The organism is Halomonas sp. IOP_14, assembly GCF_021021315.1.
Classification (GTDB): Bacteria; Pseudomonadota; Gammaproteobacteria; order Pseudomonadales; family Halomonadaceae; genus Vreelandella; species Vreelandella titanicae.
In genome coordinates, this window is the sequence record NZ_JAINWD010000029.1 from 17482 (window position 1) to 34561 (window position 17080).

Sequence of the window (17080 nt, forward strand, 5' to 3'; positions counted from 1 at the left end):
GACATCAGTTCCCTAAATTGACCCGTGACAAAAAACAAGTTGAGGTAAATACTGGCTGTTAATGTCTTTTATGACTCTTGTCGTCCTGCTAGCCAGATAACTGTTTAGCCATACACCCCAAGGAAATCGCTCATGAAACGTTTTACCGCTACGGTTTTATCTAGTGCTTTGGTTCTGGGGGCCACCTCGGCCCAGGCGGCACTGCCTGACGAGGCCACGCTGTATAAAAATCCCCAGTGTGGCTGCTGTGATGCTTATGCGCGCCACCTCGAAGAGCTCGGCGTAGAAGTAACGATTATTGATGACGTAGAGCTAGGCGATATCAAGCAGCAGGCGGGTGTGCCCTATGGCCTGGGGTCGTGCCATACCATCAAGATGGGCGAGTATTGGATCGAAGGTCACGTACCGATGGAGGCCGTTCAGGCGTTGTTTGAGCAACAGCCTGATGTTGGCGGTATTGGTTTGGCGGGTATGCCCATTGGCACTCCGGGTATGCCGGGGCCTCAGGATGAACCCTATAACGTCTACGCGTTTAGCGATCAGCAAGATGAGCCGTTCATGACGTTGGCGCCGTAATTGACGGTCCCTTAAGGCTTTTCGGGCAGCGCATAGCTGGCGGTGACATGCACCACAGGGCGCGTTTCGTCGCTGACTGAGAAGAGTTGAACTTCGCCCACCGCTAAGCGGCGGCCGAGTTTGATCAGCTTGGCGTGGGCGATAATGTCATGATCACCTGACGCTGCGCGGAGGAAGTGGCAGTTTAAGTCGCTGGTCACCGCCATGGGTTCGGGGCCAATCTGCGCCAATATCGCCACATACATAGCTACATCCGCAAAGCCCATCATGGTGGGCCCGGAAACCCGTGGACCGGGTCGCAGATGCTCGTTGCCTATCTTCAAGCGCAGGGTGGCCGTCATTTCGCCCACGCTCTCTATCTTGCCCATCCGCTGGGGAAACACTTCGTCTAAAAAGTGTTCGATTTGCTCGGCAGTCATTACGGTCATTGTTGTTTTCCTTTATAAAAAAGCCCCGAGGGATGAACCTCGAGGCTGATTACACCATAAAACGAACTTACTATGCCTTATGCACCTATGCCTTATGCACCTGGGCCTTATGCACCTGACGCCACTCGTGGAGTAGCGGCTCGGTGTAGCCGGAAGGCTGTACGCGGCCTTTGAAGATCAGGTCGGAGGCGGCTTTGAAAGCCGTGGAGCCTTCAAAATTGGCGCTCATGGCGGTGTAGGTGGGGTCGCCAGCGTTCTGCTCGTCGACTACCTTGGCCATGCGCTTGAGGGTCTCTTCCACTCGCGGTGCATCGACAATGCCGTGGTGTAGCCAGTTGGCAATGTGCTGGCTGGAGATACGCAGCGTGGCGCGGTCTTCCATCAGGCCTACGTTGTGGATATCCGGCACTTTCGAGCAACCGACGCCGTGCTCTACCCAGCGAACTACGTAGCCGAGAATACCCTGGCAGTTGTTATCCAGCTCCTGCTGCTTCTCTTCATCTGACCAGTTGGCGTTTTCCGCTACTGGCACGGTGAGTAGGTCGTCCAGGTAGTCGGGCTCACCCAACGCTTCCAGCTCGCGCTGAACGTCGGTGACGTTGACCTGATGATAGTGCAGCGCGTGAAGCGCAGCGGCCGTAGGTGAAGGCACCCAAGCCGTGTTGGCACCCGCTTTCGGATGGCCGATTTTCTGCTCTAGCATGTTGTGCATCAGGTCAGGCATGGCCCACATGCCTTTACCAATCTGGGCACGACCGCGCAGACCGCAGGCAAGGCCCACTTGCACGTTGCTCTTCTCGTAGGCCTGAATCCAAGCGGCGCTTTTCATGTCGCCCTTGCGCACCATGGGACCCGCTTCCATGGCGGTATGCATTTCGTCGCCGGTACGGTCGAGGAAGCCGGTGTTGATAAATGCCACCCGTGAAGCCGCTTCAGCGATACACGCCTTGAGGTTAACGGTGGTGCGACGCTCTTCGTCCATGATACCCATTTTCAGGGTGTCGCGGTTCATGCCCAAAATGTCTTCAACGCGGCTAAACAGCTCGTTGGCGAAGGCAACTTCTTTAGGGCCGTGCATCTTCGGCTTGACGATATAAACAGAGCCAGTGCGCGAGTTGCGCGGCTGGTCAGCGTCTTTCTTCAGATCATGCAACGCGAGCAGCGAGGTAACCACGGCATCAAGGATACCTTCCGGCAGCTCGTTACCGTTCTCATCCAAAATCGCCGGTGTGGTCATTAAGTGACCCACATTGCGCACGAACATCAGCGAACGGCCGGGTAGCGTGACGCTGCTGCCATCGGTGGTTTGCCAGGTGCGGTCGGCGTTCAGCTTGCGGGTAAACGTCTTGCCGCCTTTTTCGATCTTCTCTTCCAGATCGCCCTTCATCAGGCCCAGCCAGTTGCTGTAAACACCCACTTTGTCTTCTGAATCCACTGCGGCAACGGAGTCTTCGCAATCCATGATGGCGGTCAGGGCGGCTTCTACCACGACATCTTTAACGCCTGCCGGGTCGGTTTTGCCGATGGCGTCGTTAGGGTCGATCTGGATTTCCAGATGCAGGCCGTTGTTACCTAACAGAATCGCGTCGGGCTTGGCCGCTTCGCCGGTAAAACCAATCAACTTGCCGGAATCCTTAAGGCCCGTCTCACGACCGCCTTCCAGCGACACCACCAAGTGCTCATCACGAATGGCGTAGTTCACCGCATCCCGGTGCGAGCCAGTCGCCAGCGGTGCCGCGCGGTCAAGCACGCCACGGGCGTAGGCAATCACTTTGGCGCCACGTTTGGGGTTAAAGCTGGTGCCTTTCTCCGCGCCATCCTCTTCGGAAATCGCATCGGTGCCGTACAGGGCGTCGTAAAGGCTGCCCCAGCGGGCGTTCGCCGCGTTCAGCGCATAGCGTGCGTTGCTCACCGGCACAACCAACTGCGGGCCTGCCTGAACGGCAACTTCACGGTCAACGTTGGCGGTGGTCGCTTTTACGTTAGCCGGCGCTTCTGCCAGGTAGCCAACCTCTTTCAGGAAGCGGCGGTATCCCGGCATATCGGTGACCGGGCCGGGGTTTTCCCGGTGCCATGCATCTAGCTTCTCTTGCAGCGTGTCGCGCTCTTCGAGCAATTGACGATTTTTAGGGGTCAAATCATGAAACAGGGCATCCACACCGGCCCAAAAGGCGTTTTCATCAACACCTGTTCCCGGTAGCGCCTGCTCATTTATAAAACGATCTAGATCGGCTGCCACCTGTAAACGGTGGCGCGTGATACGCTCGCTCATGGGGTTTCTCCTGTGAGGATGCCAGTGGGTGATGTGTTTGCTACGGTCAGCGTAAAATGTATTTATGGAAAATAATTCCACACCTGGCCGGGCATGTAAACAGCGTAGACCCTAATGCGCTAAAATGCTCGACCAAATGACTAGGCATTTGGTTCTGAAAGCGCGAAACATCAGCCGTGCCTAGGTCAAAGGACAATGGCGTTATGGAGAAACATCGATGAGTGATTTCCAACATCTGGAAGGCTTGTTTCGCCACGCCTCGGGCGATACCGCCCTTAGCCGCCTGTTGCCTGGGGAAGTATTGGCAAACGCCATGCAAGACTATTTCCACCACTATGGCTTGGAAGCACTGCTGTTAGATACCAGTGAAGTGCATGCAGGCTTTATCGATACGGGGCGCTTTGCGCTGTGGTGCCAAGTGTGGAGCCCCCCGCAGCCGGTGGGCACTGCCTTTGTGGTACATGGCTATTTCGATCATATGGGGTTATATCGCCATTTGCTTGAACGCCTGCTGGCTAAGGGCTGGCGAGTGGTGCTGTGGGATCTTCCCGGCCACGGCCTTTCCAGCGGTGCGCGGGCGGCAATAGAAGATTTCGATGATTATCAGCACTGCCTGGCTCACTTGCAGATGACTCTAAAGAGCCAAGGCATGGCGCCTGAGCCGTGGTTAGGCGTGGGCCAGAGTACCGGTGGGGCGATTCTGGCTACCGATGCACTCACCCGTCGTGGGGCTTCCGGCTGGTCGGGTTTGGTGCTGCTGGCGCCCCTGGTGCGGCCTTGGGGATGGAGCCAAACCAGCTGGCTGCACTTGATTGCCAGCCCTTTTGTAAAAGAGTTGCCGCGTAAATATCGCCCCAACTCTACCGACGAGCAGTTCACCGAGTTTCTACGCGAGGGTGACCCGCTGCAGCCCGAGCGTTTGAGCGTTGCCTGGGTGAGCGCCATGCGCCGCTGGATGCCTCGCCTACTGGCCCAGGAGCCCAACCCGCTGCCTACCCTGATACTCCAGGGCGAGCAGGATTTGACCGTTGATTGGGAGTGGAATTTAGCGATTTTGGCGAAGAAGTTTCCCAATGCCGAAATTCACCGCCACCCGGAAGCTCGCCACCACTTGGTAAATGAGGCAGATCCCATTCGTGAAGTGCTGTTTGAAGCGCTGGATAATTTTGTAGATGGGTTTGTCGATAGTGTTAGTAAATAACGTCGGCAATTCCAGACCCTAGAGGTATCCCTGGATCTAGGGCCCTGTTCTACCCTCTCAATGAGCCCTGCTTTACCCCCAGGGCGGTGTGCCGCCGAGCTGATTTACCATGAAGTCTACAAAGCAGCGTACCTTTGGCGAGAGGTAGCGGCTGGCTGGATAGAGAATATAGAGGCCTTGCTCAGGGGGGCGGTATGTCGGCATTATTTCAATCAAGCGCCCAGCCTTGAGATCCGCACTGACTACGAAGGTCGGGGTTAGAGAAATGCCCATGCCCGCAAGCAGCGCTTCTCGCAGGGCGATGCTGCTATTGGCGGTCAGGGTTGCTTTCACTCGCTGTTCGATAGTCTGCCCTGCATAGCCAAGGCGCCACACTTCCGGTGCGGCGCCCAGGCTGTAGAGCAGGCATTTATGCTCAGAAAGTGCTTGAGGTGTTGTCGGTTCGCCGAATCGCTCGAGATAGCCTGGCGAGGCGCACAATACGCGATGAATGCTTTGTAGTCGGCGTGCGATCAGTGATGAATCTTCCAGTGGGTCACCGGCACGTAAGGCGACGTCAAATCCTTCCTCCACCAACGCTACGCGGCGGTCATTCATAACCAGTTCGATGTTGATTTCCGGGTAGCGCTCGGCAAATACGGGGATCAAAGGCGCGATATGCAAAAGCCCCAGCGACATGGGGCAGTTGATCTTAAGAGATCCCCGCGGGATTGCTTGGTGAACTCCCAACGCTAGCTCGGTTTCTTCAATGTCGTCGAGGATGCAGGCGCAGCGTTCGTAGTACGCCCGCCCCGCATCGGTAAGGCTCAGCCGCCGGGTGGTACGCGTCAACAGCGTTACCCCAAGGCTGGCCTCCAGTTCCGCTACCTGTTTACTCACAGCGCCGTTGGAGAGCCGCTGGTCGTTCGCGGCCGCAGAAAAGCTCTGCAGCTCTACGACTCGCCGAAAGGTGCGCATTGCCGTCAGCTTATCCATGCATTGTTTCCAGTAAGGAAAATATCATTTTCGAATACTACTGATTATCTCTATTTAAACAAAGCTTATCCTGGGATTCATGGCGTCGACGAGATCGCCTACTCAGAACGTATTCGAATAGCAACGCATGGAGAATCACGATGACCCGGGTACTAGTCCTTTATTATTCAACCTATGGCCATATCGAGACGATGGCTGACGCTGTAGCGAAAGGCGCGGCCAGCATCCCTGGCACTGAAGTGACCATCAAGCGCGTGCCAGAACTGATGCCAGAAGAGGTCGCCCTCAAGGCGGGGGCTAAATTGGATCAGTCTGCGCCTATCGCCGAGCCGAGTGAACTGGCTGATTACGATGCCATTATTTTCGGCACGCCCACTCGCTTTGGCAATATGGCCTCCCAGATGCGCAATTTCTTAGATCAAACCGGTGGACTCTGGGCTAAGGGGGCGCTTATCGGCAAAGTTGGTGCAGCATTCACTTCCACCGCGAGTCAGCATGGAGGTCAAGAGAGCACCCTATTGTCCTTCCATACCACCTTGTTACACCACGGCATGGTCATCGTGGGTGTACCTTATTCTTGCCCCGACCTTACGACGATGGACGAAATCAGCGGAGGCACACCCTATGGCGCATCAACCTTGGCGGCGACAGATGGCTCGCGGCAGCCGTCGGTGGTAGAGCTGCGCATTGCTGAATTTCAGGGTCAGCACGTGGCATCCATTGCGCGTTCGCTCAGTTCACACAACGATTAGAGGGGGAGGTGAGACATGCATCCATTAAAGGTGGTGTTTGTGCACGATGTTGTTTGCGGTTGGTGTTACCTTCTCTCTCCCCGGCTGCACTCGCTTGCCAAGCAGTTGAACCTGGATGTGCATCACCAGTGCTTTACGCTTCAAGCAAGTAGAGAAGCCATGCTTGAAGCCTTCGGCTCTATGGGTGATGCCAAAGAAACAATTCTCGGTCATTGGGAAAAATGCGTTGCCGCAGAGGATACCCCGCGTATCAACATTGATGGTATGCGTGCTCAAACCTTCGAGTATCCTCACGGGATGCCTGGCGCGCTGGCGTGTAAGGCGGCTGAAATGCAGGCAGGTCAACAAGGGCACTGGCGTATGTTTGATCGTGTTCAGTACGCGCACCTGACGGAGAGCCGCAATATCGGTGATAGCCAGGTGCTGCGATCACTGGCTGAAGAAATCGGGCTCGACATGGTTCGTTATGATCTAGACGTGCTCTCGGAAACAACTCAGCAGGCGGTGGAAAAGGATCACCACCTCGCGTCCAAGTTGGGAGTTCAGTCGGTGCCGACATTGATTGTTGAAGACAGATGGCTGATTAATGGTGCGCAACCGATAGAAAGCCTGCGTCTCCAGTTACAGGAAGTCCGCCAGCATATTGGCTGAATTTGTCGAGAGATTGCTGACGTTTTAACGTGAGGCTAGGGTCATAATTGAGCGCCCCGGCCCCACGCTTGCTCACATTACTGGGCGTTCAGGAAGTCCTCTACATCGAGCAGTATTAGCTCATTATCATCGGCGCGGCCTTGCTGGCGGCCAATCGAGAAAGGGTAGTTGTTGTCATTGGCGACCACGATAGTGCTCTCATCGACACGATCCACGTTCTCAATGGTCACAAAGGGAAAGTTAAAGGTGCCGTTGATCGTGCCACGGGGGGCGATGCCGTCTGGATCCTGGATGTTCATCAGGTCGATATAGGCGATTTTTTCAAGCACACCCTGCTCATTTGTGCGGTTGAGATCGACGAGATAGATGCGTTTGAACTCGGCAGGGTTGTCTGCCCACTCTTCTCGCGGGTCGCCCTGGCGGCTATCACGCTCGATGATCAAGCCGCGAGTTCCGCCAATGAGGTTGAAATCGCCGATGGCGTGATCCGCTGATTCCAAGGGGTAGTAGCGGGTTGTGTCGCCCCATTCGCCGGTTTTAGTGTTGAGCTCGAACATTCTTAATACGGGGGTGCCATCAATCGTTTCCGGGGCGTTGGCGTTGCTATCCCAGATGGGCTTTTCCAGTAAGGGGTAGAGGGTTGTTTGGTCTTCGGAGAGCGCCATGCCCTCATAACCACCGGAGCGAAACACTCTCACATCATCAGCGAGAGGCGCGCCAGGGTTCGGGGTGAGGGCAAAGGCATTGTCGGGGGAGCGCATCAGCGTCCCACCAGGATTGGTGGCCAGCACTTGCAGAACTTCGCCCTGATTATCCACCTGGATAATCCACGGGCCAAACTCATCGCCAATCCAGTAGCTATCGCCCACCGGCTGTATCGATTCAATATCGAAATCAGCCCCGGTTAAAAAACGACCAGGAGTGGCTTCATTCATAATCGGGAAGGGCACTTTGCGGTTTGGATCCGAGAGTTGAACGGTTTCCTCGATGATGACACGCCCAGTGTCCCAGTCGGTCTTTATGATGTTAAACATCAGAATGACGTCGGAGGAGTTCGCCTTGGAGCCAAAGCCGTTATCGGTCAACACCAGGAAACGGTCATTGCCAAGTGAGCGAATACCTGAAAAACCCTGCAGGGGCTGGCTGGGGAAGGGTAGCGCTAAGCCGGTGGCTTGCATGTTCGTATACAACTGCTCAACGCGGCCCTCTTGGCCAGTAAAACGGCCTGAGACGTTATAGTGCTCAGCGGCACCGGAAGGAGCTGCCACAAAGGTGCTGCCGGGTAGCTGGGCATGGCCGGACAATGTGGCGGGAAAACTCTGCTGGGCGTGTGCCGCACTGGTAAACGCAAAGGCGAGTAGAGCAGTCGCTAGTAACGGCTTTGTCATCACTATTTCACCATTTCGGAGGAAAAATTAGGGCAGGTGCAGCTTTTGCTAATTTTCATCCGTAATAGTGATAGTTGAATGACAAAGTGCAGACGTTTTAATGGCAGCAGGGTTTCACGTCGAGTCTGGCCCTGAGTCGTAAAATACGTCTTGCTCAACAGGCGTAAATATTAATAAATGGTGTGGCTTTCAAATACATTATTCAAAGAGGAAATGGCAATGGGATCATCGGTCAAAAAGGTACTGGTCTTTGCAGGCAGTGCCCGAGAAGCGTCACTGAACAAGCAGCTAGCCAAGCTGGCCGCCAAGCGTATTGAGGCGCTTGGCGGGGAAGCAACCTTTATCGATTTAAAAGATTATCCCTGCCCACTGTTTGATGAAGATATTGAAGCCCGGGGCGTGCCGGAGAATGTGCTCAAGCTGCGTGAGATTCTGGCGGATCACCAAGCAGTGATGATCGCTTCGCCAGAGTACAACGGCTTTATCACGCCGCTGCTGAAAAACACACTGGACTGGCTGTCACGACCTTATCAGGATACGCCGGGGCTCAAGTTATTTGCCGGTAAGTGGGCAGCGCTGGTGGCGGCTTCCCCTGGTGGGCTAGGTGGCATCCGTGCGCTACCGCTTGGTCAGCAACTGTTAGCCAATCTGGGGTTGGTCGTGCTGCCACAGCCATTGTCGCTGGCGAAAGCGGGCAGCGCTTTCAATGATAGTGGCGCGTTACACGATGAAACCACGGGGCAGAAGCTGGATGCGCTGTGTCAGCGCCTAGTGGACTCACTGGCCGCCACGCACTAACCGCCCAGTGGCTTTCGGGGGCTTACGCCCCCTTTAGCATCCGATCCAGCTGGCGGTAGCCAATGGCCTCAATTAGATGTGGCTGGGTGGGCTTGGGTTCGCCCTGAAGGTCGGCAAGGGTCAGGGCTACGCGCAGTACGCGGTGATAGGCGCGGGCGGAGAGCTTGAGCTTTTCCAGCACGCCCGCGAGCCAGGCGCGCTCTTCATCGTTAAGCGCGCAGGCGGCTTCCAGGGCTTTGCCGCTTAGCTGGCTATTCAGCGCGCCACGGGCCATTTGGCGTTCTCGGGCGGCCATCACCCGCTCGCGCACGGCTTCTGACGACTCGCCTTGGGTTTGTGCGGTGAGCTGCTCTGGCGGCAGCGCGGGCACTTCCACTTGCAGATCGATACGGTCTAGCAATGGCCCGGAAAGCCGTGCTTGATAACGCTGGATTTGGCTGGCGGTACACTGACAGCGCTGGCGTGGGTCACCCAAGTGGCCGCAGGGGCAGGGATTCATTGCGGCTACTAACTGAAATTGAGCAGGGTAGCGACGTTCATGACTGGCGCGGGCGAGATGAATCTCGCCGGTTTCCAGCGGTTGCCGAAGTACCTCTAGCACATGGCGGGAAAACTCCGGCAGCTCATCCAAGAACAGCACGCCGTGGTGGGCCAGCGAAATCTCACCGGGTTTGGGTTTTGAGCCGCTGTCATTTTCAGCAATTGATGCGACCCTCAGGGCGTAATATCGGGCTATTATGGTAGTCTGTACAGGATTGAGTGCGACAGAATTAATAGCAATTGATGCGACAGGCCTTGTTTTATTCAACATTTGGTGCGACTACCCATGCCACTGCCTACATCCGTTCGTAAAATCGGCCCTACCCGACGAAGTGTGTCTGGCTACTATGCCTTTCGCGGGGAGGAGTCTATTGCGTTCGAGTCGACGCTCGAACGTGATTTCCTCATCAAGGCTGACTTTGATGTGAGCGTCCTTGGTGTGATTTCCCAGCCGTGCGAGATCCCGTTTCATCATCCCGTGACCGGTAGGCGCTACACCTACACACCTGACTATTTGGTTTATTACCGTCTCGGTAACCGTCATTACAGGGATTACCCAAAACCTCTCCTGGTGGAGGTCAAACCACGGGAAAAGTGGCAAGCACATTGGCGTGAATGGTCGCCTAAATGGAAGGCGGCGATGCGGCATGCCAACAACGAGGGCTGGGCGTTTCGCATTCATGATGAAAGCCGCATTCGTGATAAGACCTTGGACAACATTACCTTCCTAGCGCGCTATAAGCGGATGGTGTTTCCCTCTGTCGAAAGCCAGGCAGTCCTCAACACGGTGAGGGAAATGGGGGTGGCGACCTTGGATTACCTGCTTTCTCGGTACTTTATGGGCGATATTTACCGGGCAGAGGGGATTGCGCATTTATGGCATCTACTGGCGACTCGGCAGTTAGATTGCGATATGGCCCAATCCTTCAGTCCTCTATCAGAGGTATGGGTACCCGATTATGAATAACCATCGTGGCAGCGCAACTGAACCCAATAACGGCGTCGCCCAAACACGCCAACACTTGCAGATTATGGTGGGTGAGCAGGTTCAGAAAGATGGCACCGTTTACCGAATTTCCCAGGTGCTCGATTTTGAGACAGTCATTGGCATTGCCGTTGAGTCCGGGCGTAGTTGCCCGCTTCGCATCAAAGAACTAGCGCCTCTCAATAGCGGGTCCGTATCCCCTGAGCAGGATATGTCCGAGATTGGGGATGCCGATTGGCGGGAGGCCGAGCATCGCTTTTCCATCATTAAGCCCTTGGTGGATCGCCATACGGTGGGGCGGGATGCAGCGGAGGAGCGTGCGAAACAAACGGGGGTTGATACGGCTACGATCTACCGTTGGTTGAAGCGGTATAAAGCGACGGGCTCGGTGCTTGCATTGATTCCTCAAAAGCCAGGGTGGAAGAAAGGAAAGTTGCGTATCCCCGCGCATGCCGAGGCGGTGATTCAGGAAGTCATCAAAGAGGTGTATTTGACGCTGCAGCGTCCGTCCGCACAAAAAGCGGTACAGGAAGTCATGCGGCGCTGCCATGAACGGCGCATCGACCCGCCGAGCCCTGGTACCGTTCGTGCTCGTCTGCGTGATATCCCAGAGCGTGACCGGTTGCGTGGCCATGGTTTTAGAGACAAAGCCATTAACAAGTTCCAGCCGGCTGCCGGAAAATTTCCCAATGCGGACTATCCGTTAGCCGTTATGCAGATTGACCACACACCTGCCGATATTATTTTGGTCGATGACGTGTATCGCAAGCCGATTGGTCGCCCATGGATTACGTTGGCCATGGACGTGTTTACTCGCATGGTCACGGGGTATTACTTGTCGTTTGACCCGCCCTCTGAAACATCTGTCGGCATGTGTGTGGCGCACTCCATGCTTCCTAAAGATGAGTGGTTGCTACTGCATAATGTGGAGGCTGAGTGGCCGGTATGGGGCACACCCGCCACGATTCATGTCGATAACGGCCCAGATTTTCGCTCTGAGACGTTTCGGCGCTCATGCCTAGCCTATGGGATCAACCTTGAGTTTCGGCCTGTTAAGCAGCCTCGTTATGGTGGCCACATTGAGCGGGTACTGGGCTCTCTTCTAAAGGAAATCCATAACCTGCCTGGGACGACCTTCTCCTCCATTAAAGAGAAAGAGGGATACGATCCAGAGAAGCACGCGGCCATGACGAAAAGCGAGTTTGAAGAGTGGCTGGTGACGTTGATTTGCAAGGTTTACCACCAGCGCCTTCATTCTGGGATTGGTATGTCGCCGATGAAGAAGTGGGAAATTGGTGTGTTTGGCAATGCGGATGTGCAGGGAGTGGGATTAGCGCCGAGGCCTGCTGACAGGCTCTCTGTATTGCTCGATTTTTTGCCCAGCTTTCAGCGTACGATCCAGACCTTTGGTGTGACCATCGATGGCATAAACTATTACGATGAAGCGCTAAGACCTTGGATCAATGCCAAAGATCCAGACATGCCAGACAAGAAACGCACCTTTGTTTTCCGGCGCGACCCTCGCGACATTAGTGTCATTTGGTTCAAAGACCCGGAGCTCGGGCACTATTTTCGCGTGCCCTTTGCCAATCTTGCCCTCCCCTCGATGAGTGTTTGGGAGTATGCCCAAGCTAAAGCGCGCCTTCGGCAGGAAGGAAGAAACTCGGTCAATGAGACTGAAATTCTACGCGCTATTAGTGAGCTGCGAACCCATGTGGAGGAGTCGCAAGCACGTACTAAGCGAAGTCGCCGTCAGGCACAACGACGTAAAGAGCATGAGAAGAAGGTGACGCCTGCAGATCCCCTTTTACATGCGCCCTCAACTGCTGCCCCTAAAGAGACACCCGCTCAAGGGGACGGTCTTTTAACGGGTGATATCGATGTGAACTGGGACATAGCATGAGCACACACCTTCATCCTGATCTTCGTCACGTCTTGGGGCTGTCCGCTAAAGAGCGAATGGAGTTTATGGATCAACCGCGCTGGTTGGGCTATCCATTGGCCAATCGTGTCATTGAGGTCATGCGTGGGTTGATGGAGAAGCCCAGTCGTCCTCGTATGCCTAACCTCTTGCTCGTGGGTGACTCCAACAACGGAAAGACAACCATCGTTCAACGGTTTCGTAAGCAGTACGGTGAAGGCTACGTGAATGAAGACGTAGAGCCCGTGAAGCCTGTTGTTGTCACTCAGGCTCCCCCGAGTGCCGATGAGAAAAGTCTGTATATCGCAGTGCTAGAGAGTTTCTGGGCTCCCTACCGGCCTACAGATCCTGTTCCCAAGCTGCGCTACCAGGTGATTCATCAACTGCGTGCTTGCCATACCCGCTTGTTGATCATCGATGAGTTTCACTCTCTGTTAACCGGTGGTGCTGTTAAGCAGCGCGAAACGATGAATGCCATTAAGCTTTTATGCAATGAGCTAATGATTCCCATCGTTGGTGTGGGGACGCAAGACGCTGTGCGTGTGCTGCATTCAGACCCACAGCATGCGAGTCGCTTTGATGTGGTCGCGTTACCAAAGTGGGAGCTCAATCAGGAGTTTCAGAAGCTGCTCGCTGGCTTTGAGAAGATATTACCGCTCAAACATCCTTCCCAACTGCATGAGCCCCAATTGGCGACCCAGCTCCACGCGATCTCTGGCGGCAATTTTGGCGACCTGCACCGGCTGCTGATTGAGTGTGCCAATGCCGCTATTTTGTCCGGGGCTGAGCGCATCGATGAGAAAATTATTCAGAGTAAATCATGGGTGCGACCTACCCGTGGCATTAGGGAAGTGATGCTGTAATGCCCTGGGCGCTGAGTGTGCCTCTGTTGCCTGAAGAGTCGCTTTCTTCATGGCTGGTACGGGCGGCGTTGAGACAGGGGTGTGATCCCTTGTCGCTCACTGGGGCTATCTGGCCAACATGGCGTATATGGACAAGGGATATTGATAGGGAAATTCCCCTCGTAAGAATGCGCCCATTAGTCAATGCATCGGGGATATCGTCCGCTGAGTTTCAGAAAGCTGGGATGCGGGACGATTGTGAGAAAGTGGCCGGTTACTCATTACTGGAAACGCGGACTTGGCCCTGGTTGTTGGCACTCGGCAGCCGAAATCGAACTCGCCATGGAGGACAACAGATTTGTGCATTGTGTTTGGCAGAGGACTCAGCCCCCTACTTGCGCCGACACTGGCGATTCGCTTGGCACACTGGGTGCCGCTTTCATGGGGTGCAACTGATAGATGAGTGCCCGGTATGCAAGGCCCCTATAGAGCCTCATCGCCTGTCAGCAGAAGATCAACATTTAGCTCAGTGCAGCCGGTGTTATAACGATTTTAGAAAGGCGGTATGCACGTCGCCTTTACCAGAAGCGTTCAGTTTCCAAGTGATGGCTGATCGTGCTTTAACAAGAAGCAACGTGACGTTTAGGGAGGCCCCTATCGCACCCGCCGATTGGTTTTCTATGGTGACCTTCTTTGTTGGCGTTGTTCGGCGTGCAAGTCGGCGGCCTGCGTCACCCCTCGCAGATGCGCTTCTAACATTGGGCATTTCGATGACGGATAGCCAAATGCCTGTGTCTGGGTTGGCGTTTGAGCTGCTGCCTGTCAACGAGCGTTGTGCTTTATTAGCGGCGGTGGAGCGTTTGCTCAGTATAGGCGTTGAAGAAACGTTTAGCGCTCTGGTCGCTTGTAATGTCAAAACGAGCGCGCTTCATGATCCCCGAAAGTCACCCCCCGTTATGTTGTTGCCGTTGTTATCGCGGTTATCTCATCACCCCCATGGGCCGCATCGCCGCCGTGCTCTACCGGCTCATCGCCCCATGTCGGAACGCGCAGTGAGAGCCTCATGGGCGCGCTTAAAACGGAGAATGAAAGCGGAGCCAACCTCTTGAAGCAACACAAAACGGTCGACTGCGATGAGTGTGGTCGAGAAGTCTCCAAATTGTGGCGACGCCATAAAGGGCATGGTTACTGTTCAACTTGCTATGCTCGTGTGTTTAAGCGGCGAATGTGCCCACGATGTGGTGAGTTAGCCCGTCTGCCTAAGAATGACCCAGACGCCGTCTGTCGTCAGTGCAACGTCGACAAACCGTGTGCACGATGTGGAAAAGCCCGTTCAGACTACAACATCGGCAAGGTCACTCCCTACGGCCCTGTCTGTATCGCCTGCGCTCCCTATTTCAAAGAACCAGAGCCCTGCGAGGCGTGTGGGAAAGCATCTCAACGTCTTACCCGAGTGGCGCGTATGGGGCATGATCATCGCTTATGTCCACGCTGTTCGACAGCAGACCACGGTACCTGTTCTGCATGTCGTCGACATCGCTTATTGGTCATGACATCCAGCGGTGACGCATTGTGCAAAGCCTGTAATGAGCAAGGGGAAATTGCCTGTCCATTGTGTGGTAATCCCATGCCAGCGGGTCGAGGCGATGCCTGTGAGCCCTGCTATTGGACGCGCACATGTCGTAAGCGGATCATCATTGGCCAAGCCGGTATCACCACCAAAGCGTTACGTGAGGCCTTTGGGGAATTTGGTGAATGGCTGATTCGTACCACAGGGCCGCATAAGGCTGCCCTCAAGATCAATCATTTCTTCTCGTTCTTCCTTGAGATCGACCAGGCATGGTCACGGATACCGAGCTATTCGGAGCTGCTTCATCACTTCGGTGCGGAGGGGTTGCGGCGTGTAAGACTTCCTATGCGATGGCTGCATGAAGAGCAAGGGGTAGAGCCGGATCACCAAGCAAAGAAGATCGACTCAGAGAAACGACGTATCAAAGCGTGTCTCAGGTCTATGCCGTCCGCTTCTTTATCAGAAAAAGCGCTGCATGCTTATTGGCAGCAATTGGAAACCCGTATAGAGGCGGGCAAAACGTCCCACACCTCCGCACGACTTGCACTAAGAGCGGCAGCCGCATTGCTACTCGCTACTGACCGGGAGGGGCAGCGACTGCCTCAACAGGGCGATGTGGACAACTATTTGCAGGCGGTGCCCGGACAAGCAGCCTCGGTCACGGGGTTTACTAATTTCTTAAATCGCCAACATGCCACCACGTTGGCTCCTCGGGTGGATGTAAAACGGGCAAGAAAGCGGCGAAAAGAAACACTAGCCCGCACCCTGATGACGATGGCCCGGTGTGCTGATCAAGGAGAGGCCTGGAGGGAGGCATGGATCGTTGCTGCCATGGAGTATTTCCATGACACAAAATTAACGCAGAAAATGCTTCGACAACAGACCGTAGAGCGGACGACAGACGGGATACAGGTGGTAGTGGGTGGCGTTACCTACTGGCTGCCTCTGGATATTGAGTGCTAAGACACTGATAGCGCGCAGTCACTTGGAGGGCCCCGCGACTCTGTAGGCGAATGTCGCCCCGCCGTTTGGACGGGGCTATGGCTCTCTACCTATATGCCAGGGCTCAACGGGGTGCCAAAAGGCGTGTCATGACCGTTGAGATGACGTCAAAACCAGGTCTTCATAAATGCCCTTGATAGCCTTCTCTTCTGGGCTGTGGCGCTGTGGCTCCTGTTCCTGCTTTGGATGTAGTGGGGTTATAAGCCCGTTAGAGAGTGACAGGACATCGCTGAGCTGCTCGTAATCGAGGTTTACGTTATCGACATTGTATTGGTTAAGGCGTGTCATGGTCTCTGTGAGTGCGGTCATACTGTGCTCTTCTTCTCCAAGCGGCGGAAAGGCTTGAATCAGCGGCTGACCGCCTTCCCAACCTATCTTGATCGGCTGATTGATGATGTTGACTTGGGTGCCGGGTGGAATGCGGTCAAATATAGATTCGATGTCTTTGGGTAACATGCGGATACAACCTCGGCTTGCGCGCATGCCAATGCCATCGGGCTGGTTGGTGCCGTGAATCAAATAGCCATCGAAGCCTAGGATGATGGCATGGTCTCCTAGCGGGTTATCGGGGCCGGGTGGCACAACGCTGGGCGCGGTTTCACCGCGTGCTTCCGCTTCGCGTTTTACCGACTCAGGCGGGTACCACGCGGGGTTTTTAATGTTCATGGTGGTCTCGGTCACGCCTAGAGGAGTATCAAACCCTTCGCGACCAATGCCAATAGGATAGGTCTCAACACGCGGTGTCTCACCGTTTTTGACATCTGGGTAGTAGTAAAGCCGCAGCTCGGCGATATTGATGACGATCCCAGTACGCTCCACATTCGGCAGAATAAAACGTCCCGGAATAGTCACTTCCGTGCCCACCCCTGGAACCCAGATGCTAACCTCTGGGTTTGCACGGATCATCTCCAAATAGCCAAGGTTGTGACGCCTGGCAATATCTATCAAGGTATCGTCGTAATCCTTTACGATAAAGGTGTCAGCCTCTCCGATAATATTACCTTCCTCTGGTAGCGGGTAATGCCCTTTGGGCCATTCCGTCTCCTGGGCAGTGGAAGGTTGTGCCGCCATGGCGACAGGGAGCCATGCCAGAAACGAAACCATCACACTCACGATGAAGCCGATCTGCATTGGCCATGGGAGGAATCTCTTAAGTATTGCTGCGTTCTTTGCCAAGAG

The 17080-nt window shown here is 54.9% G+C and carries 15 protein-coding genes and 1 pseudogene; 10 read left to right on the forward strand and 6 right to left on the reverse strand.

Features of this window, described 5'->3' with window-relative positions:
* Positions 1 to 132: 132 nt before the first annotated feature.
* Positions 133 to 576, forward strand: coding sequence for a DUF411 domain-containing protein (locus K7H09_RS17065; protein ID WP_141440358.1), 444 nt, complete (start codon positions 133 to 135; stop codon positions 574 to 576).
* Between the two features lie 11 nt (positions 577 to 587).
* On the opposite strand, the gene K7H09_RS17070 is transcribed toward K7H09_RS17065, so the two are convergent.
* Together K7H09_RS17070 and K7H09_RS17075 are read right to left on the reverse strand one after the other, a co-directional pair.
* The gene (locus K7H09_RS17070) at positions 588 to 1004 is read right to left on the reverse strand and encodes a PaaI family thioesterase (RefSeq protein ID WP_039857653.1); all 417 of its coding nucleotides are present in this window, start codon (positions 1002 to 1004) and stop codon (positions 588 to 590) included.
* Positions 1005 to 1089: 85 nt separating this feature from the next.
* The gene (locus tag K7H09_RS17075) at positions 1090 to 3276 is read right to left on the reverse strand and encodes a malate synthase G (RefSeq protein WP_230805300.1); all 2187 of its coding nucleotides are present in this window, start codon (positions 3274 to 3276) and stop codon (positions 1090 to 1092) included.
* Positions 3277 to 3493: 217 nt separating this feature from the next.
* Here K7H09_RS17075 and K7H09_RS17080 point away from each other — a divergent pair, with 217 nt between their 5' ends.
* Entirely contained in the window at positions 3494 to 4477 is a 984-nt protein-coding gene (locus K7H09_RS17080) for an alpha/beta hydrolase (RefSeq protein WP_022521274.1), read from the forward strand.
* A gap of 72 nt (positions 4478 to 4549) precedes the next feature.
* On the opposite strand, the gene K7H09_RS17085 is transcribed toward K7H09_RS17080, so the two are convergent.
* Positions 4550 to 5452, reverse strand: coding sequence for a LysR family transcriptional regulator (locus K7H09_RS17085; RefSeq protein WP_009286202.1), 903 nt, complete (start codon positions 5450 to 5452; stop codon positions 4550 to 4552).
* Between the two features lie 140 nt (positions 5453 to 5592).
* On the opposite strand from K7H09_RS17085, the gene wrbA reads away from it, so the two are divergent.
* Positions 5593 to 6204 carry an NAD(P)H:quinone oxidoreductase gene (gene wrbA, locus K7H09_RS17090; protein ID WP_009286201.1) on the forward strand — a complete coding sequence of 204 codons (612 nt, stop codon included), beginning with the start codon at positions 5593 to 5595 and terminating at the stop codon, positions 6202 to 6204.
* Positions 6205 to 6219: 15 nt separating this feature from the next.
* Positions 6220 to 6855 (forward strand): DsbA family oxidoreductase, encoded by a 636-nt coding sequence (locus K7H09_RS17095; RefSeq protein WP_022521276.1) that lies wholly within the window; start codon positions 6220 to 6222, stop codon positions 6853 to 6855.
* Between the two features lie 77 nt (positions 6856 to 6932).
* Here K7H09_RS17095 and K7H09_RS17100 read toward each other — a convergent pair whose 3' ends face one another.
* Positions 6933 to 8243, reverse strand: coding sequence for an esterase-like activity of phytase family protein (locus tag K7H09_RS17100; RefSeq protein ID WP_230805302.1), 1311 nt, complete (start codon positions 8241 to 8243; stop codon positions 6933 to 6935).
* Positions 8244 to 8462: 219 nt separating this feature from the next.
* Between K7H09_RS17100 and K7H09_RS17105 the strand changes: the two genes are divergently transcribed.
* Complete coding sequence (locus K7H09_RS17105) at positions 8463 to 9041, forward strand: NADPH-dependent FMN reductase (RefSeq protein ID WP_022521278.1); 579 nt, start codon at positions 8463 to 8465, stop codon at positions 9039 to 9041.
* A gap of 22 nt (positions 9042 to 9063) precedes the next feature.
* Here K7H09_RS17105 and K7H09_RS17110 read toward each other — a convergent pair.
* Positions 9064 to 9726: pseudogene (locus tag K7H09_RS17110) on the reverse strand (ATP-binding protein); the annotation flags it as partial.
* A gap of 141 nt (positions 9727 to 9867) precedes the next feature.
* On the opposite strand from K7H09_RS17110, the gene K7H09_RS17115 reads away from it, so the two are divergent.
* From K7H09_RS17115 to K7H09_RS17130, 5 genes are all read left to right on the forward strand, one after another.
* Positions 9868 to 10548, forward strand: coding sequence for a TnsA endonuclease N-terminal domain-containing protein (locus tag K7H09_RS17115; RefSeq protein WP_120386061.1), 681 nt, complete (start codon positions 9868 to 9870; stop codon positions 10546 to 10548).
* Positions 10541 to 12469 carry a Mu transposase C-terminal domain-containing protein gene (locus K7H09_RS17120; RefSeq protein WP_206477978.1) on the forward strand — a complete coding sequence of 643 codons (1929 nt, stop codon included), beginning with the start codon at positions 10541 to 10543 and terminating at the stop codon, positions 12467 to 12469. The genes K7H09_RS17115 and K7H09_RS17120 overlap by 8 nt, the downstream gene beginning before the upstream one ends.
* Entirely contained in the window at positions 12466 to 13350 is an 885-nt protein-coding gene (locus K7H09_RS17125) for a TniB family NTP-binding protein (RefSeq protein WP_027957960.1), read from the forward strand. Before K7H09_RS17120 ends, K7H09_RS17125 begins: the two co-directional genes overlap by 4 nt.
* Entirely contained in the window at positions 13350 to 14438 is a 1089-nt protein-coding gene (locus tag K7H09_RS24625; RefSeq protein WP_120386063.1) for a TniQ family protein, read from the forward strand. Before K7H09_RS17125 ends, K7H09_RS24625 begins: the two co-directional genes overlap by 1 nt.
* A gap of 518 nt (positions 14439 to 14956) precedes the next feature.
* On the forward strand, positions 14957 to 15862 hold the full coding sequence (locus K7H09_RS17130; RefSeq protein WP_027957958.1) for a hypothetical protein: 906 nt from the start codon (positions 14957 to 14959) through the stop codon (positions 15860 to 15862).
* Between the two features lie 126 nt (positions 15863 to 15988).
* Here K7H09_RS17130 and K7H09_RS17135 read toward each other — a convergent pair whose 3' ends face one another.
* Positions 15989 to 17032, reverse strand: coding sequence for a L,D-transpeptidase family protein (locus tag K7H09_RS17135; RefSeq protein WP_035539261.1), 1044 nt, complete (start codon positions 17030 to 17032; stop codon positions 15989 to 15991).
* Positions 17033 to 17080 lie beyond the last annotated feature (48 nt).

Excerpts from the sequence above, each read along its gene's own strand:
- K7H09_RS17065 (WP_141440358.1), top strand. The coding sequence starts at position 133 with ATGAAACGTTTTACCGCTACGGTTTTATCTAGTGCTTTGGTTCTGGGG.
- K7H09_RS17070 (WP_039857653.1), bottom strand. The coding sequence starts at position 1,004 with ATGACCGTAATGACTGCCGAGCAAATCGAACACTTTTTAGACGAAGTG.
- K7H09_RS17075 (WP_230805300.1), bottom strand. The coding sequence starts at position 3,276 with ATGAGCGAGCGTATCACGCGCCACCGTTTACAGGTGGCAGCCGATCTA.
- K7H09_RS17080 (WP_022521274.1), top strand. The coding sequence starts at position 3,494 with ATGAGTGATTTCCAACATCTGGAAGGCTTGTTTCGCCACGCCTCGGGC.
- K7H09_RS17085 (WP_009286202.1), bottom strand. The coding sequence starts at position 5,452 with ATGGATAAGCTGACGGCAATGCGCACCTTTCGGCGAGTCGTAGAGCTG.
- wrbA (WP_009286201.1), top strand. The coding sequence starts at position 5,593 with ATGACCCGGGTACTAGTCCTTTATTATTCAACCTATGGCCATATCGAG.
- K7H09_RS17095 (WP_022521276.1), top strand. The coding sequence starts at position 6,220 with ATGCATCCATTAAAGGTGGTGTTTGTGCACGATGTTGTTTGCGGTTGG.
- K7H09_RS17100 (WP_230805302.1), bottom strand. The coding sequence starts at position 8,243 with ATGACAAAGCCGTTACTAGCGACTGCTCTACTCGCCTTTGCGTTTACC.
- K7H09_RS17105 (WP_022521278.1), top strand. The coding sequence starts at position 8,463 with ATGGGATCATCGGTCAAAAAGGTACTGGTCTTTGCAGGCAGTGCCCGA.
- K7H09_RS17115 (WP_120386061.1), top strand. The coding sequence starts at position 9,868 with ATGCCACTGCCTACATCCGTTCGTAAAATCGGCCCTACCCGACGAAGT.
- K7H09_RS17120 (WP_206477978.1), top strand. The coding sequence starts at position 10,541 with ATGAATAACCATCGTGGCAGCGCAACTGAACCCAATAACGGCGTCGCC.
- K7H09_RS17125 (WP_027957960.1), top strand. The coding sequence starts at position 12,466 with ATGAGCACACACCTTCATCCTGATCTTCGTCACGTCTTGGGGCTGTCC.
- K7H09_RS24625 (WP_120386063.1), top strand. The coding sequence starts at position 13,350 with ATGCCCTGGGCGCTGAGTGTGCCTCTGTTGCCTGAAGAGTCGCTTTCT.
- K7H09_RS17130 (WP_027957958.1), top strand. The coding sequence starts at position 14,957 with ATGCCAGCGGGTCGAGGCGATGCCTGTGAGCCCTGCTATTGGACGCGC.
- K7H09_RS17135 (WP_035539261.1), bottom strand. The coding sequence starts at position 17,032 with ATGCAGATCGGCTTCATCGTGAGTGTGATGGTTTCGTTTCTGGCATGG.